Origin of the sequence: Vibrio algicola, from assembly GCF_009601765.2 — a bacterium.
GTDB classification, from domain to species: Bacteria; Pseudomonadota; Gammaproteobacteria; order Enterobacterales; family Vibrionaceae; genus Vibrio; species Vibrio algicola.
Window position 1 is genome coordinate 326999 of the sequence record NZ_CP045700.1, and the last position, 16173, is coordinate 343171.

The window sequence follows — 16173 nt, forward strand, 5'->3', positions numbered from 1 at the left end:
ATTACACCTCAAGCAACGTTAGAGTTGACTTGAGGTGTACGATATTAACGATTCTCAAAACGGTTGTAGTCAAGTAACCCTGCCTCAATCGGCTGATCATTTTGATACCATTTGTTTAGTTTATCGCTGAACGCCCAAAAATCAGCAGAACCGCGTCTAACGCCATATTTGTCTAAAATGGCAACATAATCGTCATCATCTTCTAGCTGTGAAAGTTGTCGATAAAAATCTGCAATATCCGATTCTTTCAACTGAATGAAGGCGGAAGGGTAACTGCCCAATACGCCTTTCACTAAGGTTAAATCATCGTCCTCTCTTATCCGATTACTTTCTTCATCAAATAAGCTTGAAATGTTGCTGTGTGCGTTGTTGTGTATCAAGGTAAAAACTTGTTCTTTGCCATTTTCCAATGTGACCATAATGGAGATTAAAGGAGGAATACGATAAACCCCTTTACCCTTTAATAGGTCAATTTTATTTAGAATAAATTCATTTTTTTGCGACAGGCCGGTATTAACTAAAGCGTATCGTTGGGTGAGTACCGGAGCTAACCGCTGTTTTAACAAGGCGTACAATTCTTGCTTTGGGTTATCCGTTTTGTATTCAATATTAGGCGGCTGTTCAAATGGCGTCACATCACGCTGAATAAAGGCACTTAATTGTGGGGTCGGATCTTGATACCAATTTTCCATTTGCTTGTGTCGTTCTTCGATCGGAAGTAACGATAAGAAATTCTCCTCGCCTTCCATGCGTAAAAAATCCATAAACATACGCGTCATTAATTGATGCCCGAAATTACCATATATATCAAAACCATCGACTAATAAGTATTGGATCCTTTCGAGTAATTCATAATCGATCACCCAAGCGGTTTTCGGTGGCTTACCCACTAAGCCTTTTACTACCGATGCACTGTCAATATGACGAAAGATAGTCAATGCGGCATTACTATTTTTATTGTCGCCATCCCAGACAAGCTCAGGCGTTAAGTTTGAACCGTTTTTAAACCATTTATTCATTTGGCGTGATTTTGCTTCAAGGTAACGGGCTTGGCGCTCGGAATAACCCAGCCATTCAAAGGTCGGAACCAAGTTGCTCTGTTGTTCTGAAGGTAGCCGTAAGTTATGAGTTTGCTCGTGATAAAGTTGTTGGACTTCAGGGTTGTTCGCGCTGGAAGGATCAACAAAGAACACCCAAAAGCGATCATTAATGACATTTAAGGCCAACTGCCCACGACAAACTGGACCTTTAATAAAACTCATAATGGTATTTTGAGCATTATTTAACATAAATTGATACCGGGCAGCAACAGGAAGGGATTCAAATGCTGTTAATGGGTTTGCCGCCACGCTCGAATGATAACTTGGTAATCTTTTTACTTCATATTGTGGTTTGATAAATAAAGACTGAATTCGCGCTAACTTCTTATCATTTAATGCGTATGGTTGGTGGGTTTTATTGACAATTGTCGCGGGGTAGGCAACTAAACGGTAATACACACGGTCGGTTTTAGGATCGGAATAAGGACGACGGGTCGCAATGCGATTGACTGGTTGTCCAGGTGGTGTGGTGGAGCGAACCAGCATAAAAAACTGGATTGGGCTGTCTGGTGTTGCTTTTTGGAATTGTGAGAAATAGAGATGAGATAAAAATAAATGCTCGTATATATAGCGGCTAGTAAGTTGCTGTTTTAACGAATCACTATTGAAAAAATCTTCCCATTTATCAATTTGAGCATATTGCTGTTTTGATAATGGTTGATGGGCCGACATTACTGCGCCATCAGATAACCATTGCGTTAATGTATTATGCTCTTTGTCACTTAATGCAGGCATTCCATAAGGCATACCCCAAGTTGGATAGTCGGCGGCATATTGGTCATATTCTTCAATTGAAGGGCATTGTTGTTCGCGATCGATGGCAAAATCAAAGCCTTCAAGCTGATCTTGTTGTGTCATCGGATGTTGCTTTTTCTGTTTAAGTAATCGCGCTACTAAGCCTGCTTCTAAATTGGCTTCAGGGATTTGTGCACGTTCATTTAAAATGGGATGAAAACCAATCTCACGCCATTCTTCGGTAGTTTGTGCATCTTCAAATAGACGCGTTGGGTTTGTCGCGGTTAATCGAGTGCCGTTATACACTAAACTTTTATTGGCGCCACGATCGATACCTTCTACAGAAGAAAATTTTAATTGGCAAGGAGCATCATAACAGGCATGACATACAACACAGCGATTATCTAAAATCGGCTTTATGTCATTGATAAAATGCTGAGCCGCAGGGGTTTGAAAACTGGGCGTGCGAGGGCGAACTTGCTGCTTACCAAAGATATCATCATAATTAAAACCGGTATAAATGGCACAACCCGTAAAGGTAGTAACCATCAATATCAGACAAAATTTACTTAATTTCATGTTCAACTCATTATTTACATTCAGTCTATCTTGCAATGAGACAATAGCAAAAATGAATGGATATGTGATTATTATTTACAACTTTGATAACAACATCTCGAACTTTCAGAAAAGTGTACTATTATCAAACAAGTGATTGCCAAAGGGAATACTTATAACCTTGTCATTCATGGTTGTGATGGAAAGTTGTCGTAATTAATAATAAACGATTTTTTATTGAGATTTTGTGACTACAGTACCTGTTCAAGCGAACAACGCTGATATCAAAAACACCACTATCTAACAAATCGATGCCAACACATTACAAATGAACGTTGCATACGTAAACGGCACTCAAAAAACATTACGCGGCGTTAAAGCTGGCGATTCAGTTACTTTCTATGCTGATAACCAACGTATCACTACCGTTAAAGTTCAAGAGTTAGAAGACTACGTAGCGGCTGCTCAACTGTAAGTCATATTGATTTAATTTGAAGTAACAATACCAAACAAGATGCAGAGTACACTTCGGTGGCTCTGCATTTTTTTGTTTGTCATTTGATGATAAACGATAATTTTGACCAATAAAGCTCACATTATCTAAGATTTACGACTTAAGTCCTACAGCCAACCAATAAAAAAAACGTCATAGTGAAAGCAATACGGTCAAGGAGGATAAAGCCATGATGGAAACAATCGTGTTGGTGATTGAAAAGAGCTTTCTTTTCGTTGGGATTTCACTGATTTTGATGAGTATGGTTCAATATGGAAAGCGTAGCCAAGACTGGAAAGGGCTCGCCACCATCTTTTATAAACGCGTTGAAATGTCGGTAGGGGAATTCAAATATTATAAATTAGGCGTGTCGCTGGTGGTTTTTGCGGTGGTATTGCGGATTTTATGCTTAACCTTTTGGCCTTAATTGTGGGTAAAGTGTTTATTATTAACTAGTTACGGTGCTGAGTGCGAATTTCAATTCGAAGATTGAAGGCAGTTTCCGAGATACTATCTTTCATAAAGTATCACAAAAAAAATTGAAATATCAGACTGGTAACGAAAAAATCTCACCCTATAATACTGAAAACCGGAGCGTCAACAAAACGCTGCGGTTTTTTTGTGCCCGAAATTCGTGAGCCTTGTTGTAAAGACAATTCATTATGATTTTTTGATGTTATCAAATGGCGGGCATGATTATTTCTTTGTTTCAATTTGCCTCATAGGAAGTGTATAGCATGCGTATCGAACAAGAACTGAAGTTAGGCTTTAAAGATGTATTATTTCGCCCTAAACGCTCAACATTAAAGAGTCGTTCTCAAGTTAATCTGGATCGCGACTTCACTTTCAAGCACAGCGGCCGTCAGTGGTCTGGCGTACCTGTTATTGCGGCGAATATGGACTCTGTCGGCAGCTTTGCTATGGCGCAAGCACTGGCTGAACATAATGTGATGACGGCAATCCACAAGCATTACACTGTGGCGGATTGGGCTGAATTTATTCAAACTCATGATGCAAAAGTATTGAATAATGTGATGGTATCAACCGGCACATCGGATGCGGATTTCCAAAAAACCATCGATATTATGGCATTAACAGAAGATATTATTTTTATCTGTATTGATATCGCTAACGGTTACTCTGAGCATCTAGTCGAATATGTATCAAAAGTGCGCGCACAATTTCCAGATAAAGTGATCAGCGCGGGTAATGTGGTTACTGGGGATATGGTTGAAGAATTGATCCTTGCTGGCGCCGATATCGTAAAAGTTGGCATTGGCCCTGGCTCGGTTTGTACTACGCGAGTAAAAACGGGTGTCGGTTATCCGCAGTTGTCTGCCATTATTGAATGCGCGGATGCTGCACACGGTTTAGGTGGCACAATTGTCGGTGACGGTGGCTGTACTTGCGCGGGCGATGTATCTAAAGCCTTTGGCGGTGGTGCCGATTTTGTGATGCTGGGCGGCATGTTAGCTGGGCATGAAGAGTCAGGCGGCGAGCACATTGAGCAAGATGGTAAATCATTCATGAAGTTCTACGGAATGTCATCTCAATCGGCAATGAAGAAGCATTCTGGTGGGGTAGCCAAGTATCGCGCGGCAGAAGGTAAAACCGTGCTTATTCCATTCCGTGGAACGGTACATGATACCATCAGCGATATTCTTGGTGGCGTGCGCTCAACCTGCACCTACGTTGGCGCGGCCAAGCTTAAAGAGCTCACCAAGCGCACCACATTTATCCGAGTTCAAGAGCAAGAAAATAATGTTTACGGGCGTGATTAAATTGTCAATTTAACTCTGAAATGGCCGCTTTTTTAAGTGGCCTTTTTTATGTCAAAAACATATGAGTGGCGATGAAGTGGCGACAGGAAATTAAAAAATTTTGTGGCGACAGTCAGGCACCAATGCCGGCGATTGGGTTTTTTGTTACAGCATCAGATAAATGATCGGGCGCAAAGTGTGCATAACGCATTGTTATTGCAATGTCGGCATGGCCTAGAATATCCCTTAACACCAGAATATTTCCTCCATTCATCATAAAGTGACTGGCGAATGTATGGCGCAGAACGTGTGATGCTTGCCCAGAAGGCAATTCTAAACCTAGTTTATTCTTGAGGATGTAACAAAAGGGCGTGTAACACTCTACAAATAATTTTCCAGATGTTGGTTTGTAGAGTTCGTGGCTTTGTTGCGTAATTCGATGGAACTAAATGTGAAACTGACGATCAGATCGTTTACTCCCTACTAAACCATCGATATTCATGCCAAAACCTCGTTATAAGACCAAAAACTGGAAGTTATATAATCAATCACTGATTAAACGTGGTTCACTGACTTTCTGGATTGATGAAGAAGCTATCCAAGAATGGAAAGAAGCTAAACAAGGGCTGCGTGGTAGACCTCGTATTTTCAGTGATTTAGCAATAACAACAGCGCTTATGGTAAAACGTATATTTTCAATGCCCTTAAGGGCATTGCAGGGATTTATTGATTCTGTATTTCAACTTGCTAATGTCCCGCTCACTTGCCCTCATTATTCTTGTATTAGTCGTAGGGCTAAAGAGGTTGAAGTCTCATTCAAAACGAAAGCTCGTGGCACGATACAACACTTAGCCATTGATTCTACTGGCCTCAAGGTTTACGGCGAGGGTGAATGGAAAGTCAGGAAACATGGAACTGATGGGAAGCGCCGGATCTGGCGTAAGTTACATATAGGTTTTGATGTCGTTACTCATGAAATTATTGCGGCAGAACTTACTTTCTCGAATGTCAGTGACGGAGACGTTCTACCTAATTTACTAAAGCAAACACGTCGAAAGATCTTAAAAGTATCAGGCGATGGTGCTTACGATACTCGACAATGCTATGAAGCCATTCGTATCAAAAAAGCCACCCCACTTGTGCCTCCAAGACTTGGTGCAGTCTTTTGGGAAAAGGGACATCCACGAAATTTATCCGTCGGGTTTCAACAGTTATATGGTTCTAATAAGCAGTGGAAAACACGGTTTGGGTATCATAAAAGGTCAATTTCAGAAACGGCAATGTATCGAGTGAAAAAGCTATTGGGCGGAACACTCAGCTTAAGAAATTATAATGCCCAAGTTGGGGAAGCTTACGCAATGATCAAAGCTTTAAATAAACTAACAGGGCTAGGTATGCCTAAAACTTACCGAATTGATTGAAATAACACCATTCTAGTGTTGTCACCTCTAAATTTGAATTACGCAACAAAGCCGATCTTATTTGGTGTTGATACAGGAGTGTTCCCATTTACACGAGAAAATGATGAATTGATTGATTTGGTTTTACCGAATAAAGATAGTTATACCCATGGTGAAGAACGCCGCTTATTTTATGTGGCCTTAACGAGAGCAAAGCATTTTATATATCTGCTATTTTACGGTGAAAATCGCAGTCCATTTTTAACTGAAATGGAAAATTATGGAATGAAATATGTAGACGTTAAGTTAGCACCAAAATTAAAAAAATGGCATTGTAATCAGTGTAAAACAGGGGAACTTCGCCCCTTAAAGACTAAATATAATAAAACGTTCTATAAATGTTCGTTGTCACCAGCTTGCGATACTATTGTGAATAGTTGTAAGCATTGCAATTCACCTATAGAGACGAGCTCTAAAGGTTTTAGAGCATGTCGCGGCTGTGGTGAAATTGAAATTGGCTGTTTGCGTTGTGGTATGGGGACAATGGTAGCTCGATCTGAAAATGATCCGAATCGAGAGACATTTTACGGCTGTAATCGCTTTCGGAGAGGTGCTGATGATTCGTGTGGTGAAAACATTAAAACCAAAGCATATCAAGAACGAGTTATCCAAGCTAAAAGGTTTGTTACTCATAATCGTTAAGTCTATTTTTATGCTTGAAGCCGAATGCGAAGCGGTTGAATCTTTACAGACTCATAAGCCTGTGATCAATAGTAAGGTTATCTTGGCCTCAATCTAATCACTAAAGGTCAGCCGTTTGGTGTCCTGTCATAAAAAAGCTCATTAACCGAAGAACTTTTAGTTAATGAGCTTGTTACTAGTAATAAGTGTGCTGATTTACGAGAAACTAGTCGCTATTAATAACGCACTATTTATACCAACCGTAATCATTATCTGAACATTAAATTACACTGATAATCCGCACACTACAACGGCGGCATCTCATCTTTATTCTGATGGCCTTTCTTTTTCACTTCTTTCTCGGCTTGCTTGATCAGGTTGAGTAACGCCTTACTGTCATAATCTTGACGGTTTTTGCTATAAAACGCTGCCATTAATGTGCTTAATTCGGCTTTGATTTGTTGGGTTAACTCATCACTGAGGCTTGGGTGCTTAGCCAACCATTGTGAGATCTCACTGTGGATCTTAGCCCCATCTTGGTGTTGTAAAATATGGGCTAAATCGTTATCGGTGGCTTGTAAACTCGGTTGTTTGGCTTGAGTGCTGCTAATTGGAGCTTGCTTATTCTTTTTGAGTAGCAATATTAGAGTAATGATCCACAGCGCGGCAAATAACGCGGTTAAATAAGGCCAGTAGCCGGCGCTAATCACCGCTGGAGTGGCAGCGGTGTTGTTGTCTGTGGTAGCAGCAGGGCTGGGCGTGGTTGAGGCCTGAGTTGTTGCTGGGGTTGCTGCTGGCGTTGCAGTTTGCGCCGGCGCGTTTTCATCAACCGTGCTGGTTAAGGTTAACCCTTCAGCCTTAGCGGTTTCAGCTTGGCTGGTTTGTGAATTCCACCAAGGGACATTAACCGCTGGTAAGGTGATGGTGCCAGATTTTTTCGGCATCAACACTTGTTTGAGCGTCATTACGGTATTGCCTTGTTTATCTTGACCAAACTTTGGTTTTTCAGCATAAACTCGGATTGATTTTGGATAATCAATTTTAATATCAGGCAGGCTTTCAGCGCTCACATCTTTGACCACCAGCGCTAAAATACGGGTGATCGGCTGACCTACTTTGGCGTCAACTTTGCCTGATGAGACATCGATCATATCACCATTGCCGTTTTGCCATCCTTGTCGTAATTCCAGTGATTGAGTCGGTAGCCACACCCCTGAGAATGACGCGGGCTTTTCTAATACATTTAAAGCAATAGGGCCGGAGTGAACATTGACGGGCACAATGCGGCGTGCACCAGTGGCGCGGCTCACATCAATTAAACTGGCCGTCAATCGTGGTGGATTTAATGTGTGCTTTCCAGAAGTAGTGGCGGTCACTTGATAGTTTTGATCGACAATCGTCGCTTGTTTACCATTGACAACACTTTGATATTGCTTAGGTTCGCCAATTGGAGTAATGGTTAAGCCGTCACCCGATGGTGGGATAAGTTTGGTGTTTTGCAATCCACGCGGATCAGCTTTAACCACTAAGCGACTGCGTAATGTCGCCATTTCTTTAGGATAAAGCGTGTGTTTTGAAATGCTATCTTGAAATTCAATCAGATCATCTTGTTTCGGCGCGGTCGGATCTTTGCTGATATGTAAGGTGATCGGTTGGGTTTTGGCACCATTAATGGTAAAGCTTGGGATCACGACCTCACCGACTTTACTGGTCGCTAATGACACATTCCATTCGGTGCGGATGGTGGTATCGCCATTAATGCTGTAACGAGACGTGCCATATTGCACATTTCCCATAGTGAAGTTTTGACCAAGTACACTGGCATCAAAATCATCACGGCTAGCGGTGCCCATGTAAGCGACTTTAAAATTGAACACTTCATCGCTGCGGAGGTGAGTTTGATTGACGGTGGCAAAAGCAGGAATATTTTTTGCCACACTCACTTGGCTAAAGGTGAGTGAGGTGATTAACAGCATAAAGACTGAAAACCATTGCAGGGCGTTTGATTGGCTCATTTGTCGTTTCATTTTTTGCATTACCTTCTGTTGCATTACCATTGTTGACCAGTAGATTGAGGCGCTGGGTTTTGTTGAGCTTCTAATGCCATTTGCGCTTGCAATAAGCGTTTTGCATCATCAGGAATTTGTTGCAGTTTATTGAGTTGCGGATCCACTGCTACGGTGTTACTCGGCTTTTCCTTGTTGTTAGGATCGGCTTGAGTTAATGCTTGTGGCTTACTTTGTTTGCCTTGCTGTTGCTTAGAATCTTGCTGCTTAGCTTGCTGTTCCTGTTTAGCGTGTTGCTGCTTGGATTTATCCTGCTGAGCCTTTTGTTGTTTATCTTGATTTTGCTGTTGTTGCTGTTGCTGTTGTTTATTTTGCTCGGACTGCTTCTGCTGATTATCCTTGTGTTGTTTTTGCTCAGATTTACTTTGATCTTGCTTAGATTTCTCTTGCTCAGATTTAGACTTCTCTTGTTCAGATTTAGATTGCTTCTGTTTTGAGTGGTCTTGTTTTTTGTTATCTTGCTGTTTATTTTGGTCTTTGTTGTCTTTGTTGTCTTTGTTGTCTTTGGATTTTTGATCTTGTTTGTTATCTTTTTGATTCTGCTGTTTTTTTTGCTGTTGCTTTTGTTGTTCGAGCGCTTTATTGACGATATCGAGATTGGTCTTAGCATCATGATTGTTCGGGTTTTGGGCTAAAATAGCCTCGTAACCTTTTTTCGCGTCTGCTAATTTTCCGGCTTGGGCTTGCGCATTGGCGAGGTTGTAGCGCGAATCTTCGTCGCTGCTACCTTGCAGATTATCAATCGCGGCTTGGTAATTACCGGCTTGATATTGAGCCGCGCTTTGCCATGCTTTATTTTCAAATCGATTGGCCGCTTGGGCATAAGCTTTATGTTGGTAAGCATCAAAACCTTGTTGATCAGGCGTTTTGAATATCGAATCAATTAGGCCAGTTTGAGCGGCTTGAGTGACCGGAGCTTTGGATGTTGGCAATGAATAGTCTGCGGCAAAAGCAGGGCGAGGGCTCAACATTGGCAGCGTCATTAAGAGCGCGATACTGAAGATACCACCGCGACGAAACCCGCCTAATGCCAGTAGTAATAAAATTGGCAGTAACCAAAAACCGTTATTGGTGTGCACTTCCAATTCGGGGGATCCTTTATTCGCTTGTGCCGATTTTAATTGCACATGATGCAAGGTTTTGGCGATCGCTTGTACGTCGGCATCATCAGTGCGCAGTGGGGTGTAAATACCATTGCCGACTTTAGCTAAGCTTTGCAGGCCATTGATATTGGTTTTCGCTACCACAGTGGTGCCGTGACTGGTGAACATATCGCCATTGGGCAGTTTAATTGGTGCGCCTTGCTGAGTACCAACTGACATGACCGAGAGTCGCCATTCGGTGCCTTTTAATAGCTTGGCAATATCTTGGCTTTCATTGCGGCTAACATCATCCGATACCAACACAATATCACCTTGCATGTGACCGGCTTGAGTCAACATATCGATGGCTTTTTTTACACCTGCCGCGGCGTTACTGCCTTGAGTTGGCATAATATCGGGCGATAGATTAGGAATTAAATTGGCCAGTGTTTTACTGTCGGAGGTTAACGGGCTGATCATATAGCCATCACCAGAGTAGGCGACTAACCCCGTGGTACCTTCATTTAGGGTCGGTAATAAATCCAACATTTTATAACGTGCTTGGGTCAAGCGGTTTGGCGCTATATCGGTGGCGTACATCGACAAGGTCATATCCATGACGATCACGCGCGCATTATTGACACTAAAGCTAGGCACTTCTTGCTTTTGAAAGCTGGGGCCTGCTAACGCTAATACCGCAATAAGCCAAGCACTGAGGATCGCGCTTGCCAATGTTCGATGCGATTGCTTTTTATCTAAGCCCAGTTGTTGGCTTAAATGACTGGCAATTAAGCTGGTGGTGTTGGCGTGGCGAAATAACCACACACTTAACATCAAAGCAGGGATCGCAGCGAATAACCAATAGGGATGTAGAAACTGAAAATCAGCCATGTCGTCTCCTTAAAATAGCCAAAACAAAAGACAAAATTAGAGCCAGTGCTAATGGATAAGAAAACCATTCACTTTGTGGTCGCCAAGTTTGAGTGGCATTGGTGACGGGTTGTAATTGATTAATGGTTTGGTAGATCTTATCGAGTTGATCTTTATCTTTGGCGCGGAAATATTGCCCACCAGTCATTTTAGCGATCTCGGTTAAGGTCTTTTCATCCAGATCTTGGGAGGTATTGACGGTTCGAGTACCAAAGAAACCATTGGTTTGAATTTCACCTGCGCCAATGCCGACGGTATAAATAATCGCATTATTATCTTTGGCAATTTTTGCCGCTTCTAAAGGCTCAATCACGCCAGCGGTATTGCCGCCATCACTGAGCAGCACCATCACACGTTGTTTCGCTTCGCTTTTAATAAAGGTTTTAGTCGCAATACCAATGCCTTCGCCAATCGCGGTTTGGGTACCAATCATATTGAGCTGTGCGCGGTTCAATTGTTGTTGAACCGTTTGTCTATCGAGTGTTAACGGGGTTTGTAAATAGGCATGATCGGCAAACAGTACTAAACCAAGGCGATCACCTTTTCGTTCACTAATAAAATGATTAAGGACTTGTTTCACCGCAGAGAGACGATCGATATAACCATTATTGGAATTCATATCTTCTTGTGCCATTGAACCGGATAAATCCACCACCAGCATCATATCGCGATGTTTAGGTTGAAATTCAATTGGCTTGCCATACCACACAGGGCGGGCGGCGGCGGTGACTAATAATAGCCAGATCAATAACGCCAATATTTTAAGACTAATATGCTGCGCTTTGGGCACCGCGCCTTGTTCGGGTAACGTTGGCAAAGTAATGGCGGTGCGTTGTTGATGCGCAGGTGCAAAATAATAAATGATTAAAGGCAATGGCAGAGCGAATACCATCCACCACCAATGGAACTCAAACATCGTCCTTTGGCTCCTTACGTTTTAGTGTGGCGGATTCTAGTGGTTCAAAATCGGCGTCTTGTTGGTCGGCATTGGCATCTTGATTGGCGCTTAATTTTTCTGTTTTAGCTACTGTTGTTGTTTTAACTACGCGTGCTTTTGATACCGTCGAGTCCATTGTTTCGGTTTCTGCGGTCGGCTTGAATACTAAGTTCGCCGCTTTAAGTTGTTTTTTACTTGGCGGCAGCGTGCCTTCAACCCATTGTTCAACTTGTTGAATTAAACCAGTCGCTAAGGCATCACTGATCGGTTGCTTTTGATACAGCGCTTGTTGCCATTCGGTTTGATTGGCACTAAATGAAGAGGACGTTGATGTCTCGGCTGCTTGTTGGTCTAAAAATTTATACCATGCATTGCCATGTAAACTGGCCAGCATTCCGCGCGGGTAATACGCTAAACAGGCTTGGCGTAACAGATCGTTAGCCAAGGCCACTTTTTTATTGGGATTGGCCTCACGTTGACACATGTTGGTTAATAATCGTAATGCCGCTCTTTTAGCACGTCGATTTTTCTTATATTTACGCCATGTAAAGAAAGCAATAATAATCACTAAGATAATAATGGCGAAGAGTGCCCACCATCCCCAAGCGAGCGGCCATATTCCGGGTGCTTCGGGAAGATGTAATCCGGCTAAAGGCAATGGCGGTGAACTGCTGGTCGCCGCTGCAGCATGTGCAGAAGCGGTAGGTTGCGCGCCAGAGGCTGCAAGAAGAGTAGGGTTGTTCACGAGTGATTTCCTTGCGAAGATTCAGTTTGAAGGCGAGTGGCGCCAAGTTGAGACAACAAGCTGTCAGCGCTCGATAATGATTGCATCGGTATGGCCATTTTTTTGCACATGTTCTCAATAAGGTTGAAGTGTTCGGTATAACGATTTTCAAGCTGCTGACGAGTGCGTTTAAGACCGAAGTTTAACCACTGGGTTTGTTGGCCATCGGTGACATATTCGCTGCCTCTAAACGGAGTGTCGCCCATTTCTAAAGGATCAAAAATATGCACAAACCGCAGACGATTGTGCTGAGTTAATTGATTCAATAATGGTTTATCTTGCTCACTAAGGCGTTGAAAATCACTAATGAAGATTATATCACTGCCTTTAGGGCACATACGATGCATGGTTTGTAATACCCGTTGAAAAGGCAGAGTAATGTCATCCGTTGACTTAGTGGTTAAACGGGCGGTATCGCGTTCGATTAATTGATTATTTAGCTCAACTAATTGATGACTAATATGCAACGCCCCTTGCTGACGGGCGGTGGGTTTAAGTTCAATTAAACGATCGCCGGTATCAATTAATGCCCCAATACGGTCTTTGTTTTCAACCGTAAGCCAACTTAATAAACTGGCTAAATGGGCGCATTGTACCGATTTGAATAGTAACTGAGAGCCAAAACGCATGGTGCGGCTTAAATCGATATACAGCATCACCGGTTGCTCACGCTCTTCGGTAAACAGCTTGGTATGAGCTTTACCGGTACGCGCCGTCACCCGCCAATCAATCGAGCGAATATCATCACCGGCTTGATACTGACGAACTTCTGAAAAGTTCATACCACGGCCTTTGTGTTGGCTGGCATGCCCACCGTTAAGTTGCGACCAAATGCTTTTTGCTGGAGGCTGCCAATAAACCGTATGACTTTTATAATTGAGCAGCTCTTTTAAGCTCAAGCGAACCCCGGTCGAAAATGGGGGTAACATTGGCGCACTCATGCACTGCCAACCTGTGCTAGTAGTTCGGCGATCACACGATTAGGTGTTATCCCTTCGGCTTGGGCTTGATAACTCAATAATAAACGGTGACGAAGCACAGGGAAGGCCATGGCTTGTACATCTTCAGGGCTTACAAAATCACGACCCGATAACCACGCATGAGCACGGGCGCAACGATCTAAAGCAATGGTGGCACGCGGACTCACGCCCATTTGTAACCATTCTTTTAATAAGGGGTTGTATTGTTCAGGCTTACGGGTTGCCATCACTAATCGAATAATATATTGCTCAACATTGTCTGCCATGTGGATAGAAATGGCGGCTTGGCGAGCATCGAAGATAGTTTGTTGTGACAACGTCACGGGCTGGGTGGCAATATGCCCTTGTGCTTCACCACGATTTAAACGCAAGATGTCTAACTCGCTGCTGGCATCGGGATAGTTCACTTCAAGATGCAATAAGAAACGGTCAAGTTGCGCTTCTGGTAGCGGGTAAGTACCTTCTTGTTCAATCGGGTTTTGGGTCGCCATCACCAAGAATAATTCCGGTAGTTTATAGGATTCACGCCCGACGGTAATTTGCTTTTCCGCCATCGCTTCTAGCATTGCGGCTTGCACTTTGGCTGGGGCGCGGTTGATTTCATCGGCTAAGATCAATGAATTAAAAATCGGCCCTGGTTGAAAGGTGAACTCTCCGGTTTCAGGGCGGAAAATATCGGTACCGGTTAAATCGGATGGCAGAAGATCGGGCGTGAATTGGACCCGATGAAAATCGCCATCAATACAATCGGCCAGCACTTTTACTGCGCGAGTTTTGGCCAGCCCCGGAGGACCTTCAACCAAAATGTGACCATCGGCTAATAGCGCAACCAACAGTTGTTTGACTAATTCATTTTGGCCGATCACTTGAGAGTTTAGATATTGCTGGAGTTGAGCAAAAGTATCTGAATGCATGGTCAAAATATCTCCATTATTGATAAGGTTGAGCGATGAAAGAAAATTTACAAAAAGTAACGTAACCTTTCCGACTATAAAAAGCAGAAAAAGTTCGAGTTAGATGTGTTTATCTTGAAAAAATGCGATTAAGTGCTTAATCATTAAGCAAAGATGACAGTCGACGGGTGATAATATCAAAATTGATGCTGATTCGATTGTGGTTAAGTTGGCATAAAATGGTTAGAATTGAACTAAGTTTATTTTTGGAAGTGCATTATGAGCAATGATATAGAAAAAGAATTGGCAGACATGGCTGCAGAGCTAGAAGAGTCGCCAGAAACGCCATTACCAAGCCTTGAAGAACAAAAAGCGATTGTGGCAAAGTTAAAGCAATTAGAAGCAGAAGGGAATTTAACCCCAGAAGCCTTGGCTGAACATTTCGAGCAATTTGCCGAAAAGAAAGGTCCACCGGTTCATTAATGGTGAAAAGCAATAATCTTTGCTAGCCGAATCAAGTAAACGCCCGTTGGATCGCTTAAGCCAATGGGCGTTTTAGTTTTTATAGCCATTCCCAGCAGGTAATGAATCATCAAAAAAACGGGCCAAGTATTAAATGGCGTTGGGATTATTGGCGGGAGAATAAGATGTTAGAAAAAGAAAACCTGATCAAACTGGCTCGCATGCCGATGCCATTTGGGAAATACGCAGGGCGCATGTTGATCGACTTGCCAGAAGAATATTTACTGTGGTTTCAAAATAAAGCCGAATTCCCTAAAGGCGAACTCGGCGATTTATTGAAATTGTGCTTAGCACTAAAAGTTGAAGGGCTAGACAGCTTGGTTAAGCCATTAAAGCGTTAAAGCGAATTAATTATCTTGCGCCAAAAGCTCACCAATTACCGTTAACACACCAGAATCACGGTGACTTGGTGCGCTAAAACGAGCAAATTGTTTTACCTCTTGGTGCGCGTTATCGACCGCATAAGAGTGATAACTGGCTTGCAGCATTTCGATATCGTTAAAGTAGTCGCCAAAACTCATGGTTTCTTCATAACTAAAATTTAAGGTATTTTGTAAATGCTTAATCGCATCGCCTTTAGATGCGCTAATATTCATGATATCCAACCAAATTTTTGCGCTCACCACCACTTTATGACTGTGTCCAAAATGCTTATTTACGCTTGGGTATACCTTCTCTTGTGTGCCATCGAAATGACAAATTGCGACTTTAATAAAATCATCTTCAACACTGAGTAAATCTTCAACGTATTGACAACGATGATAATATTTTTTGATCTCTTGTAACGCTTTGGGATCTTGAGTTTCAATATAGGCCGATTGCTTGCCACATAGAACAGTAAAAGCCCCTTCTATCTGACGAACTTGTTTAATGATGTTATGAATTGATGGCGTATCAATGGTGCAACTATAAAGCTCTTGCCCCTGATGCATCACTAAAGTGCCATTTTCGGCAATAAAAAACATCTTGTCTTGCAGCGGTAAAAAGGTTTCGAGCAAGCTGTAATATTGACGACCAGAAGCGGCCGCAAACATAATACCTTTTGCATCGAGCTGGGCAAAGACATCAAAAAAAGCGGCATCTAATTGCCCATCTTGATCGAGCAAGGTGCCATCCATATCGGTAGCAATAAATTTAATAGAGTGTGATGTCATTTGAATACCCATAGAGCAAAAAATTGAGATAGGCCGTTGTAGTGACATGTATTGAAAAGTTTTAACGGCCACGAGAAGGTTAACCATACAACGGCTAG

General features: G+C 42.5%; 15 protein-coding genes and 1 pseudogene. 7 read left to right on the forward strand and 9 right to left on the reverse strand.

Translation table 11 applies throughout. From position 1 onward, the window contains the following. Positions 1 to 44: 44 nt before the first annotated feature. Positions 45 to 2414 carry a fatty acid cis/trans isomerase gene (locus GFB47_RS13145; protein WP_153448498.1) on the reverse strand — a complete coding sequence of 790 codons (2370 nt, stop codon included), beginning with the start codon at positions 2412 to 2414 and terminating at the stop codon, positions 45 to 47. A 307-nt stretch (positions 2415 to 2721) separates the two neighbouring features. Between GFB47_RS13145 and GFB47_RS13150 the strand changes: the two genes are divergently transcribed. From GFB47_RS13150 to GFB47_RS13160, 3 genes are all read left to right on the forward strand, one after another. Continuing rightward, positions 2722 to 2868, forward strand: a complete 147-nt coding sequence (locus GFB47_RS13150) for a hypothetical protein (RefSeq protein WP_178306511.1) — start codon at positions 2722 to 2724, stop codon at positions 2866 to 2868. 211 nt (positions 2869 to 3079) lie between these two features. Further along, positions 3080 to 3313: a hypothetical protein gene (locus GFB47_RS13155; RefSeq protein ID WP_178306539.1), complete on the forward strand. Its 234-nt coding sequence runs from the start codon at positions 3080 to 3082 to the stop codon at positions 3311 to 3313. A gap of 310 nt (positions 3314 to 3623) precedes the next feature. Continuing rightward, complete coding sequence (locus GFB47_RS13160) at positions 3624 to 4667, forward strand: GMP reductase (protein WP_153448500.1); 1044 nt, start codon at positions 3624 to 3626, stop codon at positions 4665 to 4667. A gap of 112 nt (positions 4668 to 4779) precedes the next feature. On the opposite strand, the pseudogene GFB47_RS13165 reads toward GFB47_RS13160, so the two are convergent. Beyond that, positions 4780 to 5067, reverse strand: a pseudogene (locus GFB47_RS13165) (tyrosine-type recombinase/integrase); the annotation flags it as partial. 79 nt (positions 5068 to 5146) lie between these two features. Here GFB47_RS13165 and GFB47_RS13170 point away from each other — a divergent pair. After that, positions 5147 to 6067 carry an IS5 family transposase gene (locus tag GFB47_RS13170; RefSeq protein ID WP_153448502.1) on the forward strand — a complete coding sequence of 307 codons (921 nt, stop codon included), beginning with the start codon at positions 5147 to 5149 and terminating at the stop codon, positions 6065 to 6067. Between the two features lie 33 nt (positions 6068 to 6100). Beyond that, positions 6101 to 6748, forward strand: coding sequence for a 3'-5' exonuclease (locus GFB47_RS13175; protein ID WP_178306512.1), 648 nt, complete (start codon positions 6101 to 6103; stop codon positions 6746 to 6748). Positions 6749 to 7032: 284 nt separating this feature from the next. On the opposite strand, the gene GFB47_RS13180 is transcribed toward GFB47_RS13175, so the two are convergent. From GFB47_RS13180 to GFB47_RS13205, 6 genes are read right to left on the reverse strand one after another with little or no spacing between them, the layout of a single operon-like run. After that, a complete protein-coding gene (locus GFB47_RS13180; RefSeq protein WP_178306513.1) occupies positions 7033 to 8754 on the reverse strand; it encodes a BatD family protein in 1722 nt (573 codons plus the stop codon). Positions 8755 to 8777: 23 nt separating this feature from the next. Further along, entirely contained in the window at positions 8778 to 10766 is a 1989-nt protein-coding gene (locus GFB47_RS13185) for a vWA domain-containing protein (protein ID WP_153448505.1), read from the reverse strand. Next, positions 10759 to 11721 carry a vWA domain-containing protein gene (locus tag GFB47_RS13190; RefSeq protein ID WP_153448506.1) on the reverse strand — a complete coding sequence of 321 codons (963 nt, stop codon included), beginning with the start codon at positions 11719 to 11721 and terminating at the stop codon, positions 10759 to 10761. Before GFB47_RS13190 ends, GFB47_RS13185 begins: the two co-directional genes overlap by 8 nt. Further along, positions 11714 to 12487 (reverse strand): DUF4381 domain-containing protein, encoded by a 774-nt coding sequence (locus tag GFB47_RS13195; protein WP_153448507.1) that lies wholly within the window; start codon positions 12485 to 12487, stop codon positions 11714 to 11716. Before GFB47_RS13195 ends, GFB47_RS13190 begins: the two co-directional genes overlap by 8 nt. Beyond that, complete coding sequence (locus GFB47_RS13200) at positions 12484 to 13467, reverse strand: DUF58 domain-containing protein (protein WP_153448508.1); 984 nt, start codon at positions 13465 to 13467, stop codon at positions 12484 to 12486. The genes GFB47_RS13195 and GFB47_RS13200 overlap by 4 nt, the downstream gene beginning before the upstream one ends. Then, on the reverse strand, positions 13464 to 14420 hold the full coding sequence (locus tag GFB47_RS13205; RefSeq protein WP_153448509.1) for an AAA family ATPase: 957 nt from the start codon (positions 14418 to 14420) through the stop codon (positions 13464 to 13466). The genes GFB47_RS13200 and GFB47_RS13205 overlap by 4 nt, the downstream gene beginning before the upstream one ends. 258 nt (positions 14421 to 14678) lie before the next feature. Here GFB47_RS13205 and GFB47_RS13210 point away from each other — a divergent pair, with 258 nt between their 5' ends. Continuing rightward, the gene (locus tag GFB47_RS13210; RefSeq protein WP_153448510.1) at positions 14679 to 14882 is read left to right on the forward strand and encodes a restriction endonuclease subunit S domain-containing protein; all 204 of its coding nucleotides are present in this window, start codon (positions 14679 to 14681) and stop codon (positions 14880 to 14882) included. A 164-nt stretch (positions 14883 to 15046) separates the two neighbouring features. Continuing rightward, entirely contained in the window at positions 15047 to 15262 is a 216-nt protein-coding gene (locus GFB47_RS13215; protein ID WP_027695672.1) for a DUF3820 family protein, read from the forward strand. A 6-nt stretch (positions 15263 to 15268) separates the two neighbouring features. On the opposite strand, the gene GFB47_RS13220 is transcribed toward GFB47_RS13215, so the two are convergent. Further along, positions 15269 to 16075: a Cof-type HAD-IIB family hydrolase gene (locus GFB47_RS13220; protein WP_153448511.1), complete on the reverse strand. Its 807-nt coding sequence runs from the start codon at positions 16073 to 16075 to the stop codon at positions 15269 to 15271. Positions 16076 to 16173 lie beyond the last annotated feature (98 nt).